The following is a 22,098-nucleotide window of genomic DNA, read 5'->3' as shown; positions in this document are numbered from 1 at the left end:
AGCGCTCATAAGCCAGTACGGCGGCTCTTTGTTATCAACAATAACAAGAGTAAGCGCTACGGTTTACTGTAAGTTTAGACAGCCATTTGATGATAAAAAATACTGAACATAACTAGGCATAGCTGATACTAAGTGAGGAATAACATGGGCAATAATTACAACTTCAAAGGTGGTAAGCTCATCACTGACTGGCGACCTGAAGTAGAAGAATTTTGGGAAGGAGGCGGCAAAAAAGTCGCTCGTAGAAATTTATGGATATCCATTCCATCGTTGCTATTGGCGTTTGCAGTATGGATGGTATGGAGTGCCGTCATCGTCCGTCTGCCAGAGATTGGTTTTGATTTTGATGATGGGCAGTTGTTTTGGCTCGCCGCGCTGCCCGGACTATCAGGGGCAACGCTGCGAATTTTTTATTCTTTTATGGTGCCTATCTTTGGTGGGCGACGTTGGACAGCGATATCTACCTTATCCTTGTTAATTCCAGCATTATGGATGGGCTTTGCGGTTCAGAACCCTGATACGCCATTTATGATATTTGCCATCATTGCCCTACTTTGTGGCTTCGGTGGTGGTAACTTTGCCTCCTCCATGTCCAACATCTCGTTCTTCTTTCCAAAAGCAGAACAGGGCACTGCTCTTGGGCTAAACGCGGGTTTGGGTAACCTTGGCGTGTCGGTCATGCAGTTCGTTGTACCGATGATTATATTGGTAGCAGCCTTTGGTAGCTTAGGCGGCGACCCACAAGTCTCTGCAAGTGGTCAGCTGTTTTATCTACAAAATGCAGGCTTTATTTGGGTACCCTTTATTCTGCTATTTTCAGCACTGGCATGGTTTGGCATGAACGATATTGCCACTGCTAAAGCCTCCTTTAAAGACCAATCCGTTATCTTTAAACGCAAACATAACTGGATCATGTGTATCCTATATATGGCAACCTTTGGCTCGTTCATTGGTTTTTCAGCCGCGTTTCCGATGCTGATTAAAAACTCATTTCCCGCCATTGATGCGCTTAAATTTGCCTTCTTAGGTCCTTTAGTTGGTGCGCTATTTCGCCCCTTAGGTGGTTGGATATCTGACAAAACCAGTGGCGCAAAAGTGACTTTTTGGAACTATATCGTGATGGTATTGGCGGTATTGGCGGTGATGTATTTCCTACCTAGCGAGACCCATGAGGGCAGCTTTGTCGGATACTTTATCTCCTTTATGGTGCTGTTTATTACCACGGGTATCGGTAACGGCTCTACCTTTACTATGATTCCCGTTATCTTCAGAACCTTTCATGAACGCCTTGAACCTCAAAAAGCAGGTACAGAGGAATTGTTTGTCGAGATACGTAAAGAGTCAGCAGCAGTGGTTGGCTTTACCTCAGCGATAGCGGCCTATGGCGCATTCTTTGTCCCAAAAATGTTTGGTTCAGGACTGGGTGTTGATGGTACTTTTATCGCTTTAATTGCCTTTTATGTGATCTGTATTGTGTTGACATGGTGGTATTACAGTCGCCCTAATGCTGAGATTCCTTGCTAAAGCAGCCTTGTATAAATCATTCTTTGAAAACAGATTTTCAAATTAAAAACATCTCTCTTTATAGTGCTACTTGCCAGCGTAAGTAGCACTTTTTTTATTTTTACCAATCCATATTCTGCTTGTAAATAAGCCCGACTTATAAATACTTAACGATTTTTTAAGCAAATTTTATCATTTACCGCTACTACTAAGGTGGTAGTGCTCTGCTCATGTTAGCGGATAGTAAGAGTGCGACGGCTTACTTAAAATAATACCATCGAAAAACATTTACAGCTTGGGCAAAGGGTTGTTTTTACCACGCCATTCAGCTTTAGATACCCCATAGGCAATAATACAGAGGATAGCGAAATGAGCCATTTACTCGACCAATTCCGTTTTTTTAAACGTAAAAAGGGCGAATTCTCCGATGGGCATGGTGAGACGCGCGATGAGTCTCGTGACTGGGAAAATGTGTATCGTAGCCGTTGGCAGTATGACAAAGTCGTGCGTTCAACGCATGGCGTCAACTGTACCGGCTCTTGCTCATGGAAAATTTACGTAAAAAACGGCTTGGTCACATGGGAAACGCAGCAAACTGACTATCCTGAAACCCGTCCAGATTTACCAAACCACGAACCGCGTGGCTGTCCTCGTGGCGCAAGCTACAGCTGGTACATGTATTCAGCGAACCGTGTGAAATACCCTAAAGTACGTAAGCCGCTTCTAAAATTATGGCGTGAAGCCAAAGCGCAGTATCCTGATCCAGTCGATGCTTGGGGCAGCATTGTCCAAGACCCTATCAAAGCAGAACAGTATAAATCCAAGCGCGGTTTGGGCGGTTTTATTCGCTCAACGTGGGCGGAAGTTAATGAAATCATCGCCGCTAGTAATGTCTATACCGCCAAAACTTTTGGTCCTGACCGTATCGTTGGTTTCTCTCCGATTCCTGCGATGTCGATGGTCAGTTACGCGGCAGGTAGTCGCTATTTATCACTTATCGGCGGTGTTTGCTTGTCCTTCTATGACTGGTATTGTGACCTGCCACCAGCGTCGCCAATGGTTTGGGGCGAGCAGACTGACGTGCCAGAATCAGCCGATTGGTACAACTCTGATTATATTATTGCATGGGGTTCAAACGTTCCGCAAACGCGTACACCAGACGCGCATTTCTTTACCGAAGTCCGTTATAAAGGCACCAAAACCGTCTCTATCACCCCTGACTATGCTGAGGTTTCTAAGTTAACTGACTTATGGCTAAACCCAAAACAAGGTACTGATGCGGCTGTGGCGCAAGCATTCTGTCATGTCATTATCAAAGAGTTTTATCTTAAGCAGCCAAGTGACTATTTCTTAGATTACGCCAAACGCTATACCGATTTACCAGTCCTTGTGATGCTAGAAGGTGCAGAAGGCGCACGCCGTGCTGGTCGCTATCTACGCGCTTCTGACTTAATCGATAATTTAGGTCAAGAAAACAATCCTGAATGGAAAACCATCGGTCTAAATAGTAATGGCGAGCTGGTTTCTCCACTCGGCTCGATTGGTTATCGTTGGGGCGAAAAAGGCAAATGGAACCTTGAGCAAAAAAATGGTACGACAGGCGCAGAAATTGACCTAACATTGACTTTGAAAGACAGTAATGAGACTTGCAAAGTCGGCTTTGATTACTTTGGTCATGTGGATCATCCGCATTTCACCTCAGTACCGGGCGAAGCAATACAGCAAAAAACCGTTCCTTGTAAAACCATTACCCTTGCCGATGGCAGCACCGCTATCGTTGCGACCGTCTTTGATCTAACCGTTGCCAACCTTGGGGTGGATAATGGTGTTGGCGGCGAGCATGTCACCGATGACTATAACGATGCCACCGTACCGGGCACGCCTGCTTGGCAAGAAGTCATCACCGGTCTAAGCCGTGAGCGCGTCATTCAAGTCGCGCGTGAATTCGCTGAAAACGCCCATAAGACTCATGGTAAATCGATGATTATCATCGGCGCGGGTATGAACCACTGGTATCACCTAGACATGAACTATCGCGGCGTGATTAACATGCTGATGCTGTGCGGCTGTATCGGCAAATCTGGCGGCGGCTGGGCGCATTATGTTGGTCAAGAAAAACTGCGCCCTCAAACGGGTTGGTTGCCATTGGCCTTTGCGCTTGATTGGCATCGTCCACCACGTCATATGAACGGCACGAGCTTCTTCTACAATCACAGCTCACAATGGCGTCACGAAACCATTTCTGCCCATGAGATACTCTCGCCTCTCGTCGATAAAAAGTTCTTCCCTGAGCATATGCTTGATTACAACATTCAAGCAGAACGCGCAGGCTGGTTGCCTTCAGCACCACAACTCAACCGTAACCCACTGACCATCGCTGCCAAAGCCAAAGAAAGTGGCAAAGGTGTGGAAGAATATGTGGTCGATTCTCTCGAAGATGGCAGCTTACGCTTTGCTTGTGAATCACCTGATAACCCAGCCAACTTCCCTCGCAACATGTTTATCTGGCGCTCAAACCTATTGGGCTCATCAGGTAAAGGTCATGAATATATGCTGCATTATTTCTTGGGCACCAAAAACGGCTTGCTCAATAAAGAAAATGCAGAAGGTCACCTGCAACCAAAAGAAGTCGATTGGGTAGAAAAAGGCCCGACTGGTAAATTAGACTTGGTTGTCACGTTAGACTTCCGCATGTCTTCCACCTGTTTGTATTCTGACATCGTACTACCGACTGCAACTTGGTACGAAAAAGATGACATGAATACCTCAGACATGCATCCATTCATTCACCCATTAACCGCCGCGACTGACCCTGCGTGGGAATCTAAGACCGATTGGGAAATTTATAAAGGCATTGCCAAGAGCTTCTCTGAAGTATCAAAAGGTCATTTAGGCGTTGAAACTGACGTTGTCACCTTGCCAATGCAACATGACACCCCGGGTGAACTAGCACAGCCATTTGGTGGCACTGACTGGAAAACGGCTGGCGAAAAACCTGTACCAGGTAAAAACTGCCCAATGATTAAAGTGGTTGAGCGTGACTATCCGAGCACTTATAAAAAGTTCACTTCTATGGGTCCTGCCTTAGAAAAACTGGGTAATGGCTCAAAAGGCTTGAATTGGGATATGAAAACCGAGGTCAAACAGCTTGGTGATTTAAATCATAGAGTGACTGATCCCGGTATTTCTGAAGGCAGACCAAGTCTCAACACCGCTATCAATGCCTCTGAAATGATTTTGATGTTAGCGCCTGAGACCAATGGTCATGTGGCGGTAAAAGGCTGGGCTGCACTCTCTGAGTTCACCGGTCGCGACCATACTCACCTTGCCACATCTAGCGAGCACGAAAAAATCCGCTTTAAAGATATCGTTGCACAGCCACGCAAAATCATCTCAAGCCCGACATGGTCAGGTATTGAGTCGGATCAGGTCAGTTATAACGCTGGTTATACCAACGTCCATGAGCTGATTCCATGGCGTACGATTACTGGTCGCCAGCAGTTTTATCAAGACCATCCTTGGATGCAGGCGTTTGGTGAGCAAATGCAGCAGTATCGTCCACCTATCGATACCAAGACCACTGAGCTGCTCAAAGACGCCAAACCAAATGGCAATAAAGAGATTGTACTGAACTTCTTAACCCCGCACCAAAAATGGGGCATCCACAGTACGTACTCTGAAAACTTGCTCATGCTGACCCTAAGTCGCGGTGGACCTTGTGTCTGGATGTCAGAAGTCGATGCGCAAAAAGCTGGCATCGTCGATAACGACTGGATTGAGCTGTTCAATGCGAATGGGGCAATCACTGCCCGTGCCATCGTCAGCCAGCGGGTCAAAGAAGGCATGACCATGATGTATCACGCCCAAGAGAAATTGGTCAACATTCCAGGCTCTGAGCAAACAGGCACGCGTGGCGGTATCCATAACTCGGTCACTCGGACGATTTTGAAACCGACGCATATGATTGGCAGCTACGCCCAGCAGTCTTATGGCTTTAACTATTATGGCACCGTCGGTTGTAACCGTGATGAATTTGTCGTGATTCGTAAAATGTCAAAAATCGACTGGCTAGAAGACAAACCCGATAACGAATTACCGCGTCCATTACCAACCAGCATTGAAGGGTAAAGCTGTTTCTTCTATCGAAAAGATATCCTGATTTCAGGATATCTAGGAAGAACATAAAGTTGCTTTTTTACTATTATTTGGAGCACAGATCCATGAAAATTCGTTCGCAAGTCGGCATGGTGCTTAACCTTGATAAATGTATCGGTTGTCACACCTGCTCAGTCACCTGTAAAAACGTCTGGACCAGCCGCGAAGGTATGGAATATGCGTGGTTTAACAACGTTGAATCAAAACCCGGTATCGGCTATCCCAAAGAGTGGGAGAATCAAACCAAATGGAAAGGCGGTTGGATACGCAATGCCAATGGCACCATCAATCCGCGCATTGGTGGTAAATTCAGAGTATTGGCAAATATCTTTGCCAACCCGGATTTACCAGAAATTGATGACTATTACGAGCCGTTTGATTTCGATTATCAGCATCTGCATACCGCGCCTATCAGTAATCATCAACCTATCGCCCGCCCGCGATCAGCCATCACTGGCAAGCGTATGCAAAAGATTGAATGGGGTCCTAACTGGGAAGAAATCCTCGGCTCAGAGTTTGAAAAACGTCGCAAAGATAAGAACTTTGACAACATTCAAGCGGAGATTTATGGCGAGTACGAAAACACCTTTATGATGTATTTGCCACGTCTGTGCGAGCATTGCTTGAACCCTACTTGTGTGGCGTCATGCCCAAGTGGCGCGATCTATAAGCGTGAAGAAGACGGCATTGTCTTGATTGACCAAGAAAAATGTCGCGGCTGGCGCATGTGTATCTCAGGCTGCCCGTATAAAAAGATTTACTACAACTGGAAGTCGGGGAAATCTGAAAAATGCATCTTCTGTTATCCCCGTATTGAAGCCGGCTTGCCGACCGTTTGTTCAGAAACCTGTGTTGGTCGTATCCGCTACTTGGGCGTACTGCTTTATGACGCGGACAAAATCGCTGAAGCAGCAAGCACACCTAACGAGCAAGACCTTTATCAAGCACAGTTAGACGTATTTTTAGATCCAAATGACCCTGCTGTTATCGCCCAAGCATTAAAAGACGGTGTACCGCAATCGGTCATTGATTCAGCCCAGCGCTCACCAGTTTATAAGCTAGCGATGGATTGGAAGCTTGCGCTACCACTACATCCTGAATACCGCACGCTGCCGATGGTTTGGTATGTACCGCCATTATCACCGATTCAAAATGCTGCTGAAGCAGGCAAAGTCGGTATGGATGGTTTGATTCCAGATGTCGACAGCTTACGTATTCCTTTGCGCTATTTAGCAAACATGCTTACCGCAGGCGATGAAGAACCAGTTCGTCTAGCATTGAAGCGCCTACTTGCTATGCGTAGCTACAAGCGTATGCAATTGGTTGAAAAACAAGAAGTCCAAAGTATCTTGGATGATGTCGGTTTGACCAAGCTGCAAGTGGAAGAAATGTATCGCTATCTCGCTATCGCTAACTACGAAGATCGCTTTGTGATTCCAACGGCGCATCGTGAAGAAGCATTGAGTGACGCTTTTGCTGAACGCAATGGTTGCGGATTCACCTTTGGCGAAGGCTGTTCAGGACATTCGGACAATAGCATGTTTGGACAACGCAAAACCAATCGCCGCGATTTCATCGATACTGTCCAAAAGTGGGAGTCATAAGATGCAAACTACTCAACTTAATAACAGCACTTCAGTGCATGAGCCAATTACCCAACCAACCATCGGCAACTCGGATTTGAAGCTACTCAAGGTACTCAGTCTACTTATCGACTATCCAAGCAATGAGCTGTTTCTCGGCGATACGCTTGCCGATTGCACCGAAATTGTCGCCAAATCAACGCTGATTAGCCCAGAAGTACGCACGCAAATCATCGACTTGATTGAAGATTTAATCGATACCGGCTCTCTTGAGGCGCAAGCGCGTTATGACGGTCTGTTTGAGCGCGGGCGTTCTTTATCACTATGGTTGTTTGAGCATGTACATGGCGAATCGCGCGACCGTGGTCAAGCGATGGTCGATTTGATGGGTCAATATCAAGAAGCGGGCTTTGAGATTAGCGTCAAAGAGCTGCCTGATTATCTGCCTTTATATCTCGAATTTTTAGCGTATCAAGCAACCATTATTGAAGACGACATTCAAATTCGTATGGATATCGCTGATGTGAGCCATATCCTCGCTTTGCTTGCCGCCAGATTAGAGGGTCGCGGTAGCTTGTATAAAGGCTGCTTCAATGCGCTATTGCAAATCGCTGGTAAACCGCTCGATATCGTTGAAGAGTATCAAGAAAAAATCAGCAAAGAGAAGCGTGATGACAGCTTTGAGGCATTAGACAAAGAATGGGAAGAAGAAGTGGTGACGTTTTTAGATGCGCAACAAGAAGAGCGTTGCCCGTCACAAACAAGTACCCAAAATCTTGCAGCAAAAGCTAGCATAAAAAATGCCTCTGCTACTAATGCGGTCGATGCTCCAGTGCACTGGGTAGATTTTAAAACCAACCAACCGGTTAAATCATAATAAGGAGAAAGGACATGAATATCGCAGATCCTAGTGTGCAGTCTTTAGCCAACCTAAACTGGCTACAAATTTTCCTTTTTGGCGTTTATCCGTATGTGGCATTGACCATCGCTATTATTGGTACTTGGGTACGTTTTGATTTATCTCAGTATTCATGGAAGACAGGCTCGACGCAAATGCTCAGAAGCAAAAACATGCGCCTTGCCAGCAACTTATTCCACGTTGGCATTATCGTGGTGCTCCTCGGTCATTTATTTGGCATGTTGACGCCGCATTTTCTTTATGACAGATTTATCAGCGCCGGACATAAGCAGATATTAGCGGTGGTCGTTGGGGGTATCGCAGGCGTGTTTTGTTGGTTTGGCTTGGTCATGCTCATGTGGCGACGCTTTACCGATGACCGTATCTCAAACACCTCATCGTTCTCAGACAAGCTGGTACTGGTGCTGTTATTTATCCAGCTGAACTTAGGTCTGCTGTCCATCTTTACGTCAGTGAAGCATTTAGATGGCTATACCATGATGAATTTGGCAGGCTGGGCACAGGACATCACAATCTTAAGACCTTTGCAGGCAGCGGCGCGCATTGAGCAAACTGACTTAATTTATCAGCTGCATATGGCGCTAGGCATCACCCTGATTGCGATATTTCCGTTTACACGGCTTATTCATATCATCAGCGCGCCAATTTGGTATTTCGGCCGTCGCTATCAAATTGTCAGACAAAAGAACTCTCAGTAAGGCTATAGAGCAGTATCTAAATGGAATGGCGTTTTTAACCCTATCCTCACCTAGATATTGCTCTTTCCTTTCCCTTACTTTTAATGATGAATCAACACGCGCTATATTTTAGAATTTCTATTACCAGAATCCTTAGTGGAGCAAAGCCATGACTGTCAGTACCTACAATCCAGCCGACCATGCGACCAACCAAAACGCTCATGTGCACAGTGGTAATCATCACAGCCATAGTAATGACAATCACAATCACAATCACAGTCATGCCGATCACACCTCTACTGGTCGCGGTGATGATATTCTTAGAGTAATGCCAACCTTGTCTGATTTGCAAAAACCGCATTCTGACCAAGAGTTCATCGAAAAAGCAATGGCAGAAGAGCGCAGTAACCATAAAAACCTGATTGCCTCTAGCCGTGATGAGCTGCCTTCAGTGACGGTCAATGGGGTGATGATAGATAGAACCAATATCGCCCAAGAGCTGCAATATCATCCAGCAGAAAACAAAGAAGACGCCGTCTTTTTAGCGACGCAAGCGCTGGTTGTGCGCGAATTACTGAGATTGGCGGTTTTAGATGAGCCAAGCCTTGGTGAAGCGGCATGGGAAAACGACGAAGAGCAAGCCATTTCTACTTTAATAGACAAAAACGTTCAAGCAACGATGCCAGATATGGCAACTTGTGAGCGCTATTATAAGCAGAATATGACTGACTTTAAAACTGATCCCATCATGACTGTACGCCATATTTTATTGGCATGCCCGCCTGAAGATGGCGATGAGCGCTTAAAACTTAAAAAGACCGCGTATGAGTTTATCGAACAAATCAAAAATAACGCCAATCCTGATGCAGAATTTATCCAGTTGGCACGCCAGCATTCGGCTTGCCCTTCAAAAGAGCAAGGCGGCGAACTGGGTGTGATTAGCAAAGGTCAAACCGTACCAGAATTTGAAGGTGTATTATTTAAGCTCAATAAAGGACTTGCGCCCAGCCCCATCGAAAGCCGTTACGGTTTTCACATCGTTGAGGTGCTCAATAAAGAACCTGGGATACAGATGACTTATGAGCAAGTCAGCCCTGCGATCCATAATAAATTGAGCCAACAAGCCTTTCACCAATCATTATGCGATTACCTGTTTACCTTAGCGCATGAAGCTGATATTCAAGGTATCGAGATGACACTTGAGCAAGAGAATATCTTCCGTGGCTAAGCAGTCCGCTGTCGGTCACTTAATTCTTATGTTATAAAGTAGCTGCTATGGTATAAAGGTTCTTAAGACATTACCTACCTCTTATGCTATGTGTCGTTCAATATCAATAACACAGTTCAATATTAATAAAATGAGTAGACGTTTATGATTACGGTTGCAGGACTTATCTCTGAAATACAGCAGCGCATAGAAACTTATAATACTAACGACTATCCGCTACACAAAAGAGTGGTCGAAAGCTACGACTTATTAGACAGCCGTCATCATATATTGGCAGAAGATATTGTCTCGCCTTTTGCAATACCAAGACAAAATCTATCGGCGATGGATGGTTATGCGATCGCTAAAGACAGCATACTCTCGGCAGACAGCACGATTGATATCGTGGGTGAATCACAAGCAGGCAGTCCTTATAGTGTCGACATCACAGCAGGACAAGGGGTGCGTATTTTTACTGGTGCGGTCGTTCCTGATAGCTGCGATACGGTCATCATGCAAGAAAATACCAACTTTGCCGCCATAAAAGACCGCATTGATAAATCGCAGCCCTATGCCATTACTCTCAGTCAAGACGCTAAGCATGATGATAATATCCGTAAGCAAGGCGAAGAAGTTGAAACTGGCGAAGCGGTTTTATTAAAGGGTAAACGCCTAAATCCTGCTGATATTAGCTTATTGGCTAATTTGGGCTTTGGTCAAGTGACGGTCTATCAGCCTTTAACCGTTGGTGTACTCGCAACCGGTGATGAGCTAGTGGCCATTGGCAATGAGCTGACGAGTTTGGCGCAAATCTATAACTCGAACACGCCTACCCTAAAAAGCTTACTCGCTGATTTGCCGGTGACTATTCGTGATTATGGCATTATCCCAGATGACTTAGATAAAACCACCGCCGCCGTAACCCAAGCCATGCAAGAGTGTGACGTCCTTATCTCTACGGCTGGTGTATCGGTTGGCGACTATGATTTTTTAACCACGGTTATTGAGCAGCTTGGGCAGATTAACCACTATAAAGTCGCGATGAAACCCGGTAAGCCATTTGTCTTTGGCGAGCTGACTAAAAATCTTGCCAAGCCAGTGCTATATTTTGGCTTGCCCGGCAATCCTCTATCGACCATCGTTGGTAGCCTACAATTTGTCATTCCAGCCTTGTGGCAAATGGTAGGCGCTGCGCCACAAGAGCGACCCATGCAGTTAAGCCTAACCGCAACGCTTAAAAATGATGTCAAAAAATCAGCGGGACGGATGGATTTTCAAAGAGGCATATTATCCCAAAACGAACTTGGCGATTTCCAAGTTGAAAGCTTTACCAAGCAACAATCGCACCGTATCAAACAACTAAGCCACGCCAATTGCTTTATTGTATTGGCACAAGATTCTGGCAATGTAGCCGCTGGTAAAACCGTAAAAGTGCAACCTTTCCCTTGGTTGCATCGCTAAATAATTGCTAAACAACAGCTAAATAATTGCATAATTAATAACGGTATAGCTAAAAAGCTGCATGGCTAATCAAGGGTGTAAAGAGTTACACAGTTAATAACTCTTTATACTGTTGATTAGCCATGAATCATGAGAAACTGCTTGGGGCGTATGTTGATTTTAAAAATCACAACCAAGTAGCATCTACTACTTTAGTGGTAGTTTTTGGGTCACTTACGGTGAATGGTTATTTGCGTGTAAACTGTCATAATCGTGTTTAAATAGAATTTCCCACTCACAACCTGAGGCAACGCCTAAAAGTACACACTATACTTAATATTAATGGTAATCATCTATGAACCATCTTGCCCCTACCGTAGGTAATGCGCAATTGTATGCGCCTGCCTCTGCACCCGTTATTTTTGATGGTGACTCATCATCGAACGTTGCAACGAAAGCTGCTAGCACGTCGACGTATTTTCCGGTCACGCTCTCTCAACCGTTAACCGATGGTTTCGCACGACGTCTCACCTATTTGCGTCTATCGATTACTGATTTCTGTAATTTCCGCTGTGAGTATTGCCTGCCAGATGGCTATCAAGGCAAACCCCCACAAAACGAGCTTAGCGTCACTGAAATTGCCACGTTAATCCGCGGCTTTGCCGAAGTTGGCACCAAAAAAGTCAGGATTACTGGCGGTGAACCCTCTATACGCCGTGATGTGGTAGATATTATTAAAACCATCAAAAATACCGAAGGCATTGAAACGGTTGCCATGACCAGTAATGGGTATAAGCTTGGTAAGCACTTAGCTAACTGGCAAGCCGCTGGGCTGAATCAGCTTAATATCAGTATGGACAGCTTTGATGCCGCGACCTTCCATAAAATGACTGGCTTTGATATGTTGCCACAGCTCTTGGCTGATATGGATACTTTGCTTGCGACCACAGATATTAAGCTAAAGATAAACAGTATTTTAATGGCTGAGACTGCTTTTGAAAATTTGATGGATGCTATCGAATATATCAAAAACAGAGCGGTCACTTATCGCTTTATTGAATTTATGCAGACCAGCGACAACAGCGATTTATTTTTTGCGCAGCATGCACAGTCCGATATTATTACCAATTACTTATTAAAAAATGGCTGGCAAACTCATATACGTGGTAGCAACGATGGACCAGCGATAGAATACAGCCATCCAGATTATCAAGGGCGTATTGGCATGATTGCCCCTTATGCTGCTCATTTTTGTGATAGCTGCAATCGCTTACGGGTTAGCAGTCAAGGCAAAGTACATTTATGCCTATTTGACCAAGGTAATTACGATATTCGTCAGTATCTAGAGCAAGATGATGTGGCAGGACTTGTTAATATCCTCCATAGCTTTATGCCAATCAAACCTGAACATCATCATCTTCACGAATCAAACAGCGGCATGATGAATAATTTGTCGATGATTGGTGGATAAAATCAATAATTTACCAATAATAAAAACTTCTATTTCCATAACAAGCGTATTTATTAAGGATTATTCATGAGTAAGCTGCAAGCACCCTTTACCCCGCTTAATATCGCCATCTTAACGGTTTCTGATAGTCGTACTCTTGCAGAAGATACCTCAGGGCAGTATTTGGTTGACCAACTGACCACAGCAGGTCATCAGCTGGCTGATCGTCAGCTGATTATTGATGATATTTATAAAATCAGAGCCGTCATCAGCGGTTGGATTGCCGACCCAGATGTGCACGCTATTATCACCACTGGCGGTACTGGCTTTTATATTAGAGACAGCATGCCAGAGGCGGTTGGCGTATTGTTTGATAAATCGGTCGATGGTTTTGGTGAGATGTTCCGCTTAATCTCAAAAGACGATATCGGCATGTCTACCATCCAATCTCGCGCTGTGGCTGGCATGGCAAATGGCACGGGCATTTTTTGCTTACCCGGCTCATCAGGCGCTTGCCGCACTGCGTGGGAAGGTATCTTACAAGAGCAGCTCGATAGCCGCACACGCCCCTGTAATTTTGTGCCACACTTTATGCGCACCAATCCAGGTCATGATTAATTGATGGTCGATGTTGCAGATAGATTAATCGAAGTAGATAAATGCAATCTCTTAGCAGGTATCGTTATTTTGGCGGGCGGCGCATCCAAACGTATGGGATCGCCAAAAGCTGAGTTGATACTCCCGACAGGTGAGCGTTTACTTGATTATCATGTCAGACAAGCGCTTGAATTGAGTGCTGCGATGATAAGCAATATACCTATTATGATTGCGGATAATGGACGCGGCTTTAGCATCAATCCAGATTTGCTTAAGAAAAACCCACAATCGCCAGTCTTTCATATTAATGATTATCTATCTGCTAACGATCTTTCTAGCAAGATTCTGTCAAGCAATGATGATAAGCCGATTGAAACAGGTGGCGCGTTGGTAGCGATTGAAGCAGCGCTGCAATCATTAAAGCGTTTGGCAAGTTCAAACCAATTAACGAAAAATGCAAACTGGCAGCAATCTTGGTTAATGGTCATTAGCTGTGACAGCTTAATTCCTGTCACCGATTTATGGCAAAAACTGCAACCTTATATCACGAAAAATCCTGATAAAACTGTTATTTGTCTCTCCGATGATCATCACTTATACCCACTGTTAGGTATATACCGTTTGAGTATTGAGCCTGATTTAAAGGATTATATTGACGATGGACAGCGGCAAGTGATGAAGTTTATTAAGCCGCTTGTGCAGCCCGTCCCTTTCGCAAGAGATTGGCAGTATTTGACCAATTTTAATACGCCTAAAGATTTTGAGCATGCCTGTTTAGCTTTAAATAACTTATAAACTAAACGACTTATAAAAAGGTTTATTGAGAGAAACTAGCTTTCAGAAAAACTGACCATTTAAGAGAAATGAAAATGAATAGCGACCAAGTAAACAACAATAATAAAAACAATCAATCCGGCTTATCGCATTTAGATAGCGACGGTGATATCACCATGGTCGATGTGAGTGGCAAAACAGCGAGCACCAGAGAAGCACATGCAAGCGGACAAGTGGTTTTTCCCGCGGACATTTATAAGCAAATCAAAGCAGCGGACGGTATGACCAAAAAAGGTAGCATCACCCAAACTGCTCATATTGCCGGTATCATGGCTGCCAAACGCACCCATGACCTGATTCCACTTTGCCATCCTCTGCCCTTAGATAAAATTAGCTTAAGCTTTGAATACGATGATGCAAACCATAGCGTTACTGTGACTGCCACGGTTAAAGTCACCCATAAAACTGGGGTAGAAATGGAAGCATTAACCGCTGTCAGTGTCGCTTGCTTGACCATTTATGACATGACCAAAGCCATCTCACATGACATTGTGATTGATAATATCCATCTCATGAAAAAAACCGGCGGTAAATCCGACTATCAACATGCCTGAAAGTAATTTGAAAACTATAAAGTTAAGCAGTTCATAAATAAGGGAGATTGCTATGAGCACTTTAATAGAAAGCAATACAGATTCAGAGATAAATACCATGATGAATATTAACGTCTTATATTTCGCTAGCTTAGCTGATGAAGCCAATTGTCATGAAGAAACAGTCACTGTGCCACAGCCAACTTCATTGACCGAGCTGTATGAACAGCTGAGCCAAAAGCATCGCTTTAGTCGTCCGCAGTCGGAGCTACGCGTGGCAGTAAATGATTACTTTGCTAAGTGGACAGATGAGATTTATGAGGGTGATAGTGTGGTTTTTATCACCCCAGTGGCTGGTGGTTAAAACCATTTAAATATCATTTGTATCACTAAGAATCTTAAAAATAATACGAGAAAATGGTTATGACAGACAATGTACACGGTCAATCGATGAGCATTAAACGTACCATTGATGAGGCGTACCTCATCGCTGAACGTGATGGTTTTGCGCTGTTAGATACCAATATTGATGAAAGTCGTCTTAAAAGCACCCTTGATAATGACAGTTGCGGCGCGTTTGTCTGCTTTGAAGGGCGGGTACGCAATCATAATAATGCCAGTAGCGTCAATCGTTTGACCTATTATGGTTATGAAGACCTTGCCATCAATCAAGGTCGCGCCATTATTGAAGAAGCCAAAAAGCGCTTTGAGATTACCCATGCCATTGCCATTCATCGTATCGGTGCATTAGAGATTGGTGATGTCGCTATTTGGGTTGGCGTGGTTTCCGCCCATCGCTATCCTGCCTTTGATGCTTGTCGCTGGATATTGGATACGATTAAAGCCGACATTCCAGTTTGGAAGCAAGAATATTACCAAGATGATTCATCTAAATGGCTTAGTAATAATGGGTAATAATGGCTACTCAAAGCGATAGCTAACCTTTAGTAATAATAGTGAGCGACACTGGCGAGCAATAATAAGAAGGTTTTATAATAATGATTAAATTAATAACCATATCATCAGCTTGCTTAGTGTTAACGCTAACCGCTTGTAGCAAAGAGCAAACCACTCAGCCAGTCCAATCAGATGTCGATAACACCACTGAGCAGAGTCAAACACTGCGCATCGCAGCGGCTGCCAACTTATCAGATGTATTGCCTGAGATTATTGCGGGCTATCAAATGGATAAAAACTTGCCTGCGCAAGAAATTGAGGTCAGCTATGCTTCTTCAGGTAAACTATATGCACAGATTGCCTCTGGCGCACCTTATGATTTATTTTTGTCCGCCAATCAAGAATTTCCTGCCAAGCTGGTCAAAGATAAATTAGATGACGCCAACTCTGCTGACAAAACAACCCACGAGCCGTTTACTTATACTCAAGGTCAACTGGCACTATATAGTGTTAATAAATCCCTTAAAGAACTCAATCCTACTACCTTAAACGTATTATTGATGTCTGAGTCTGATAGCAAAATCACCATTGCCAATCCAGAACTCGCCCCTTATGGCAAGTCGGCACAAGCCTATCTACAAACACAAAATATCTTTGACACTCTCACTGAGCAAAATCGCATTATTCAAGCTGAAAATATCGGGCAAGCGTTTCAATATGCGCACACTGGTAATGTCGATTATGGCTTTGTCGCTCAATCACAACTGACAGCGATTAAAGCCACGCCTGAGCAGTTCTATACGTTAGCGCCAGACGCTTATCCTCCTATTTTGCAAGACGGGTTGGTGATTAGTGACACTACTGCCGCGACCGATTTTTCAAAATATCTGAGCTCGCCTGCTGGACAACAGTATTTTTCTGACGCAGGATATCTCGCTATAGATTAAGATAACTTTGATAAAAAATGCGCTCTAGCGGTTCTCATCGGAGCGTTTGATACTGTCTGGACTGGCATCATAAATAGCCTCTAATTCTTCTGTTGTCAGATAGCGCTCAACGATAGGAAACAATTCTCGTTCTTCAAAACGAATATGATCGTATAGCAAGGTGGCGAGTTCTTTGACTTGTCCAACGGTGACGTGATTGCTTTGAGAGTGCGGCAAATCTTGAACCTCTGCCATGAGTGCATGCAGGGACTTGTGCTGCGCATCAAGTGTATTCAGTACCGATGACACCTCAGGTTTGGAGCTGCTATGAGGCTGTAAGGCATGAGCCATTAGATTGTCTTCAATCTGAAAATGCTGTTGCATCTCGTTAATATAAGACGTGATATTTAGCCAATGCTCGGCAATTGCGTTAGGTTCATCAGCACATTCTTTAGCATGGCGAGATAGATTCAGACCTAGATGATGTTGACGAGATAATGGTTGTAATTGTGCGGCGCGTTTCATGATTAAGTACCTCAGTTAATCGACATAAAGCCCTATGTCAGTGGCATTTAAGGATTGTTATCTATGCTTAACTATATACTCATACTACACTTGTTAGGCGCTACTGTCTGGACAGGTGGTCATCTGATTTTGACCTTGGTGGTCTTACCAAAAGCGCTATCATCCCGAAATATTGATGGTCTGATGCAATTTGAGCAGCTGTTTGAAAGGGTTGGGATGCCGGCTTTGGTGCTGCAAATAATCACTGGCCTTTGGATGGCCTACCAGCTATTACCCAACATTGCTGCATGGTTTAAACTTGATAATGATTTTAGTATTCTTATTAGTCTCAAATTACTATTATTGCTAATGACTGTTCTGGTTGCCTTGCACGCTCGTTTTTATCGAATACCCAGATTGTCTATTCACACCCTGAAAGGATTTTCAATCAATATCATATTGGTCACTTTATTTTCTGTCGCCTTTGTTGTCGTTGGCACGCTCTTTCGCACAGGTTTAAATTAGGATGTGTCATCGTTTAGGTTATTAGGGTCTGTTGAACATTCGACCACGGCACTGACAGTGACTATTTTTTAGTCGATTTTAGATTAAAAATATCTAGTTTAGTCGTTCTAAGCGGATGTTTTTAATGACGAAGCGGCAAAAAAGAGTCCTGTCTCTTTGAGCTGATGTTAAAATCGCTTCATACTGTGTTGCAAGTCTAGCTAAGGCACGAGCATTATCTTCAATTTGCGCCTTGTCTGAAACGATTTGATCAATCAGCAGTGCCTATTTGTGAATGTTCAACAGACCCTGATATGTCCTAATATCTCATTGAATTCAACTACCTTAACATCTTCTTAACAGCGTACTTGTTACTGTAAGGCATTACACTCCTTACCATCCTGTTGAGAAGTACTTGTATGTCAATATCTCAAGCCGCCAAAATCGATGCGCCCAAAGCCAATAAAAAAAGCCGCTCACTGAGCAAGCTATATGATCGTGAGATCAATCTCAATCATCTGATCATAGTCGTTGCTCTGTACTTAGTAGCGACGGCGAATATTGGCTTTTTTGAGCAGGTACTCAGTGTTTATCCATTGAGCACAAACACGGGCTTTATTTTTTCCATCATAGGCTTATTATTTGGGCTGATGTGGTTGGTGTTGTCACTGCTGTGTTATCGCTCAACGGCAAAAGTAGTGCTTATCATAATGGTGCTGATTGCAGCTATCTGTGGTTACTTTACCGACGCCTACGGGACGATATTTAATCGTGATATGCTCATTAACGGCTTACAAACTGATCAAGCAGAAGCCATGGGATTAATGGCGCCCAGTCTATTTATTCGCCTGTTTTTATTAGGTATAGTGCCTGCTTTCATGATTGGTAACATTCGTCTAAAGCGATTGTCTTGGCAACAAGCAACCCTTCAAAAATCAGTCACCCTATTATTATCTATCGTATTGATAGCGGTGTGTCTGATGCCATTTGGTGATCAATACGCCAGCTTTTTTCGCCAGCACAAAATAGTCCGTAGTTATGTCAATCCTATTACCCCTGTTTACTCTGTTATCAAACTGGGTACTGATTATATCGCTGAGCGCCGTCGTCCCGATACGCTAATTCCTCATGGCACAGATGCAAAACGCAGCATTTCTTTTAACACTAGCAACAGCGCTGTAAAACCTAAGTTGATGGTATTTGTAGTAGGAGAAACCGTTCGCGCTGACCATATTGGCTTAAACGGTTATGCGCGCAACACCACGCCTTTGCTTTCAAAACAATCAGACATCTACAGCTTTAAAGACGCCTCGTCATGCGGCACATCCACCGCCTATTCAGTACCCTGCATGTTTAGCTACGCCAATAGAAAAACTTATGACCCTGATAGCGCTAGCTATAATGAAAACGTGCTCGATACGCTACACAAGCAAGGCGTCAATGTCGTTTGGCGAGACAATAATTCTAGCGCCAAAGGGGTGGCTGACCGCGTAACTTTTGAGGATTATAAAACAGCCGCGCTCAATCCAGATTGTGATATTGAGTGTCGAGACATAGGCATGCTTGATGGTTTTGATAAACTGGTTAAGTCGGGCAGCTCACAGAAAGAGACACCTAAAAACACACTTATTTTGCTGCATCAAATGGGCAATCATGGACCCGCCTATTTTAAGCGTTACCCTAAAGATTTTGCAGAATATCAGCCCGTCTGTATGACCAATGAGCTATCGAAATGCGACAGCCAATCGGTTATCAATGGTTATGACAATGCCATTCGTTATACAGATTATTTTTTAAATAGCGTGATCGACACTTTAAAACCCTATGAGCAAGATTATGAGGTGGTGATGGTATATATTAGTGATCATGGAGAAAGTTTGGGCGAAAACAATATTTACTTGCATGGTCTGCCATACGCTATTGCGCCAAATGCACAAAAGCATGTGCCAGTGATTATTTGGTCACCGACTGGCAATGGCATTGATAGCAGCACTATTGCTAAAAGTAGCTTAGCTAACATGATTGATCAGCCTGTATCACATGATTTTATTACGCCAACCTTGCTTCAGTTTTTTGGTATCACCACTGACGAAACCAAAGCAGCACCCACCTTTTTTAAAGTGGATAATTGAATTCTTTATCATCGCTCCGCCTTTTTAGGTAATAATACTCATGTACAAGATACTCATCATTGAAGACAATCCCGATATCGTCGCCAATATTTATGCTTTTTTTGAGCCGAAAGGCTTTGAGCTAGACAATGCCCATAATGGCATTAGTGGCTTAACGCTCGCATCGAATAATCGATATGACGTCATCTTGTTAGATGTCATGCTGCCGGGTATGGATGGCACTAAACTGTGCAAAAAGCTCAGGGAAGAGCTGCATGACAAAACGCCAGTATTGATGCTGACCGCTCGCGATACGATTTTAGATAAAGTGGCAGGATTCGATAGTGGCGCTGACGATTATCTGGTTAAGCCTTTCTCATTGGTGGAATTAGAATCTCGTATTAAGGCTCTCATACGCCGACATAAAGATGATCATTTTGAGCATGGTTTAACTGTTGGCACATTGTCTTTAAATCATAGTGAGCATACGATTACACGTGAAGGTAAGTCGCTAAAACTCACACCCACAGGCTTCAAAATACTACATACCTTAATGAGCGCCGCGCCGCGCGTGGTTAGCAAAACCGAGCTGGAAGAAAAGGTATGGGGCGAAGACATACCAAGCAGTGATGCACTGCGCACTCACATGCATGGGGTCCGTGCGCAGGTAGATAAGCCGTTCGATAAAATCATGATAGTCACGTTGCCCGGTGTCGGCTACCAGATTATTGATCCAGATAAAGCCTAAAAAACCATCGTCTGATGTCCTTATTTGACTCTCAACGTCTTTCATATCGTCTTTCACAACGAAGTAAATACCATGTTTAATATCGACTCCATCGCCAATAAGTTTCGACTCTCCTACTTGTTATTTGCCCTATTGCTGTGTGCCACTTTCGTCAGTATTTTCATGTATGCCGAAGTCAGAATGGAGCAACAGCTGGTCAAAGCTCGCTTATTGCAACAGTTAGAGCTTAGCCAAGAAAAAGAAGGCGATCAGCCTATTTATAGCGCTGAACCGGGTATTAAAATTTATCGCTTCGATAACGCACCGAGCAATCTGCAAAAACTGGCAACCCAAACCGTACAAGAGATGCCCGTCACTATCACCACTAAAAATGGTCAATCAATGACAGAGTTACATTTTTTTAACTATAAAAAAGACAAAGAAAACTACATTTTAACCTACTTAGAAAATACTGAAATGGTGATGGGGAATTACCCTGTTTTAGCCATATTTGAGCATTTAGAAGACATATTTGCCAACGCCCTAAAAGTAGCAGTCATTTTGAGCTTATTGATTGCAGCGATATTTTCATCGCTGTCCTCCAAGCAAATTATCAAGCCTTTATTAGACTTAAAGCAAGCCGTAGAAACAGATCATCGCAACTTGACGGAATTGACGCATCTGCCCTCCGAGGTTGGCGTGTTAGCACGCGCAATCGATGAAAAAAACCACAAACTTGAGCAGTACCTCAAACGCGAGCAGCTATTTACTGGTGATGTCAGTCACGAGCTGCGCACGCCTTTGACGATTATCATGGGGGCATCAGAAGTATTGTCCTCACAACTAGAAAACGACCCTCACTTGAGCGCATTTGCCACTCGTATCAGTACGACCGCCAAAGAAACCTCGGAGATTATCAGCGCCTTATTATTGCTGTCTCGTGCTCCTGAAAAACTGGATGCACCGCCAACGTCTATCAATGACATCGCGTTAAATGAAGTACATCGCTTAAATTACTTGCTTCGCCATAAGTCAGTCACTTGTAAAATAGTCGCAGAACAGCTGTATGTCGCACACGTACGACCTGAACTGCTAAAAATGGCACTGGGTAATTTGATAAAAAATGCGTTTCAGTACACCGATGAGGGTGAGGTCATCATCACTATCGATGCTGAAAAAATCACCGTCACTGATACTGGTCTAGGTATTCCTGAGGTGATGATGCCGCTGCTATATGAGAGATTTGAGCGTCTAGAGCAGCATTATAAAGACATCTCATTGGATACAGAATCGTCATCGGCAGCTGACGCCCATTATCCAGCAGAAGGCACAGGCTTGGGACTCAGTATCGTACAGCGCATCATGACACATATGGGCTGGCAGCTTACCCATCAAGTCAATCCGTTAGGTGGAAGTACCTTTATCATCAATTATCATTAGAGCAGATCTCTATTTTAAAAAAGCTTAACGTTTTCTTAATGCCTACCCGCTTATACTTAGGGCATATTGAACATTCGACCATGGTTAAATG

19 protein-coding genes are annotated in these 22,098 nt (G+C 43.9%); 18 read left to right on the top strand and 1 reads right to left on the bottom strand.

Translation table 11 applies throughout. From position 1 onward, the window contains the following. Positions 1-144 precede the first annotated feature (144 nt). From ACI2JM_RS08765 to modA, 14 genes are all read left to right on the top strand, one after another. On the top strand, positions 145-1,524 hold the full coding sequence (locus tag ACI2JM_RS08765; RefSeq protein ID WP_404643596.1) for a NarK family nitrate/nitrite MFS transporter: 1,380 nt from the start codon (positions 145-147) through the stop codon (positions 1,522-1,524). A gap of 348 nt (positions 1,525-1,872) precedes the next feature. Continuing rightward, entirely contained in the window at positions 1,873-5,631 is a 3,759-nt protein-coding gene (locus tag ACI2JM_RS08760) for a nitrate reductase subunit alpha (RefSeq protein ID WP_404643594.1), read from the top strand. 92 nt (positions 5,632-5,723) lie between these two features. Further along, positions 5,724-7,262 carry a nitrate reductase subunit beta gene (gene narH, locus ACI2JM_RS08755; protein ID WP_055125087.1) on the top strand — a complete coding sequence of 513 codons (1,539 nt, stop codon included), beginning with the start codon at positions 5,724-5,726 and terminating at the stop codon, positions 7,260-7,262. Position 7,263: 1 nt separating this feature from the next. Next, a complete protein-coding gene (gene narJ / locus ACI2JM_RS08750; RefSeq protein WP_404643591.1) occupies positions 7,264-8,118 on the top strand; it encodes a nitrate reductase molybdenum cofactor assembly chaperone in 855 nt (284 codons plus the stop codon). 14 nt (positions 8,119-8,132) lie between these two features. Continuing rightward, the gene (narI, locus tag ACI2JM_RS08745; protein WP_045447153.1) at positions 8,133-8,858 is read left to right on the top strand and encodes a respiratory nitrate reductase subunit gamma; all 726 of its coding nucleotides are present in this window, start codon (positions 8,133-8,135) and stop codon (positions 8,856-8,858) included. A 307-nt stretch (positions 8,859-9,165) separates the two neighbouring features. Further along, on the top strand, positions 9,166-10,065 hold the full coding sequence (locus ACI2JM_RS08740) for a peptidylprolyl isomerase (protein ID WP_404643740.1): 900 nt from the start codon (positions 9,166-9,168) through the stop codon (positions 10,063-10,065). A 144-nt stretch (positions 10,066-10,209) separates the two neighbouring features. Beyond that, entirely contained in the window at positions 10,210-11,505 is a 1,296-nt protein-coding gene (gene glp / locus ACI2JM_RS08735) for a gephyrin-like molybdotransferase Glp (RefSeq protein ID WP_404643589.1), read from the top strand. Positions 11,506-11,839: 334 nt separating this feature from the next. Continuing rightward, positions 11,840-12,955, top strand: coding sequence for a GTP 3',8-cyclase MoaA (gene moaA / locus ACI2JM_RS08730; protein WP_404643587.1), 1,116 nt, complete (start codon positions 11,840-11,842; stop codon positions 12,953-12,955). Positions 12,956-13,021: 66 nt separating this feature from the next. Next, positions 13,022-13,552: a molybdenum cofactor biosynthesis protein B gene (gene moaB, locus ACI2JM_RS08725; protein WP_201560306.1), complete on the top strand. Its 531-nt coding sequence runs from the start codon at positions 13,022-13,024 to the stop codon at positions 13,550-13,552. 3 nt (positions 13,553-13,555) lie between these two features. After that, positions 13,556-14,326 (top strand): molybdenum cofactor guanylyltransferase, encoded by a 771-nt coding sequence (locus ACI2JM_RS08720; protein ID WP_404643585.1) that lies wholly within the window; start codon positions 13,556-13,558, stop codon positions 14,324-14,326. A 74-nt stretch (positions 14,327-14,400) separates the two neighbouring features. Continuing rightward, entirely contained in the window at positions 14,401-14,919 is a 519-nt protein-coding gene (moaC, locus tag ACI2JM_RS08715; protein WP_201554486.1) for a cyclic pyranopterin monophosphate synthase MoaC, read from the top strand. 52 nt (positions 14,920-14,971) lie between these two features. After that, the gene (locus ACI2JM_RS08710; RefSeq protein ID WP_404643583.1) at positions 14,972-15,262 is read left to right on the top strand and encodes a MoaD/ThiS family protein; all 291 of its coding nucleotides are present in this window, start codon (positions 14,972-14,974) and stop codon (positions 15,260-15,262) included. 59 nt (positions 15,263-15,321) lie between these two features. Next, positions 15,322-15,813 (top strand): molybdenum cofactor biosynthesis protein MoaE, encoded by a 492-nt coding sequence (locus ACI2JM_RS08705; RefSeq protein WP_201554488.1) that lies wholly within the window; start codon positions 15,322-15,324, stop codon positions 15,811-15,813. Positions 15,814-15,896: 83 nt separating this feature from the next. Continuing rightward, positions 15,897-16,742: a molybdate ABC transporter substrate-binding protein gene (gene modA, locus ACI2JM_RS08700; RefSeq protein ID WP_404643581.1), complete on the top strand. Its 846-nt coding sequence runs from the start codon at positions 15,897-15,899 to the stop codon at positions 16,740-16,742. A 24-nt stretch (positions 16,743-16,766) separates the two neighbouring features. Here modA and ACI2JM_RS08695 read toward each other — a convergent pair whose 3' ends face one another. Next, complete coding sequence (locus ACI2JM_RS08695) at positions 16,767-17,246, bottom strand: hemerythrin domain-containing protein (protein WP_404643579.1); 480 nt, start codon at positions 17,244-17,246, stop codon at positions 16,767-16,769. A gap of 63 nt (positions 17,247-17,309) precedes the next feature. On the opposite strand from ACI2JM_RS08695, the gene ACI2JM_RS08690 reads away from it, so the two are divergent. The 4 genes from ACI2JM_RS08690 (at position 17,310) to ACI2JM_RS08675 (ending at position 22,007) form a co-directional block, all read left to right on the top strand. Further along, entirely contained in the window at positions 17,310-17,750 is a 441-nt protein-coding gene (locus tag ACI2JM_RS08690; protein WP_045447163.1) for a CopD family protein, read from the top strand. Between the two features lie 398 nt (positions 17,751-18,148). Beyond that, a complete protein-coding gene (locus ACI2JM_RS08685) occupies positions 18,149-19,861 on the top strand; it encodes a phosphoethanolamine transferase (protein ID WP_404643577.1) in 1,713 nt (570 codons plus the stop codon). A gap of 40 nt (positions 19,862-19,901) precedes the next feature. Beyond that, positions 19,902-20,588 (top strand): response regulator transcription factor, encoded by a 687-nt coding sequence (locus ACI2JM_RS08680; protein ID WP_045447165.1) that lies wholly within the window; start codon positions 19,902-19,904, stop codon positions 20,586-20,588. Positions 20,589-20,660: 72 nt separating this feature from the next. Continuing rightward, the gene (locus ACI2JM_RS08675) at positions 20,661-22,007 is read left to right on the top strand and encodes a sensor histidine kinase (protein WP_404643575.1); all 1,347 of its coding nucleotides are present in this window, start codon (positions 20,661-20,663) and stop codon (positions 22,005-22,007) included. The last annotated feature ends 91 nt before the right edge of the window (positions 22,008-22,098 follow it).

It is taken from the genome of Psychrobacter sp. NPDC064578 (genome assembly GCF_044901245.1).
GTDB lineage: Bacteria > Pseudomonadota > Gammaproteobacteria > Pseudomonadales > Moraxellaceae > Psychrobacter > Psychrobacter cibarius_C.
The sequence above is the reverse complement of the archived record's forward strand: the minus strand, read 5'-3'. Positions and strand labels throughout refer to the sequence as shown.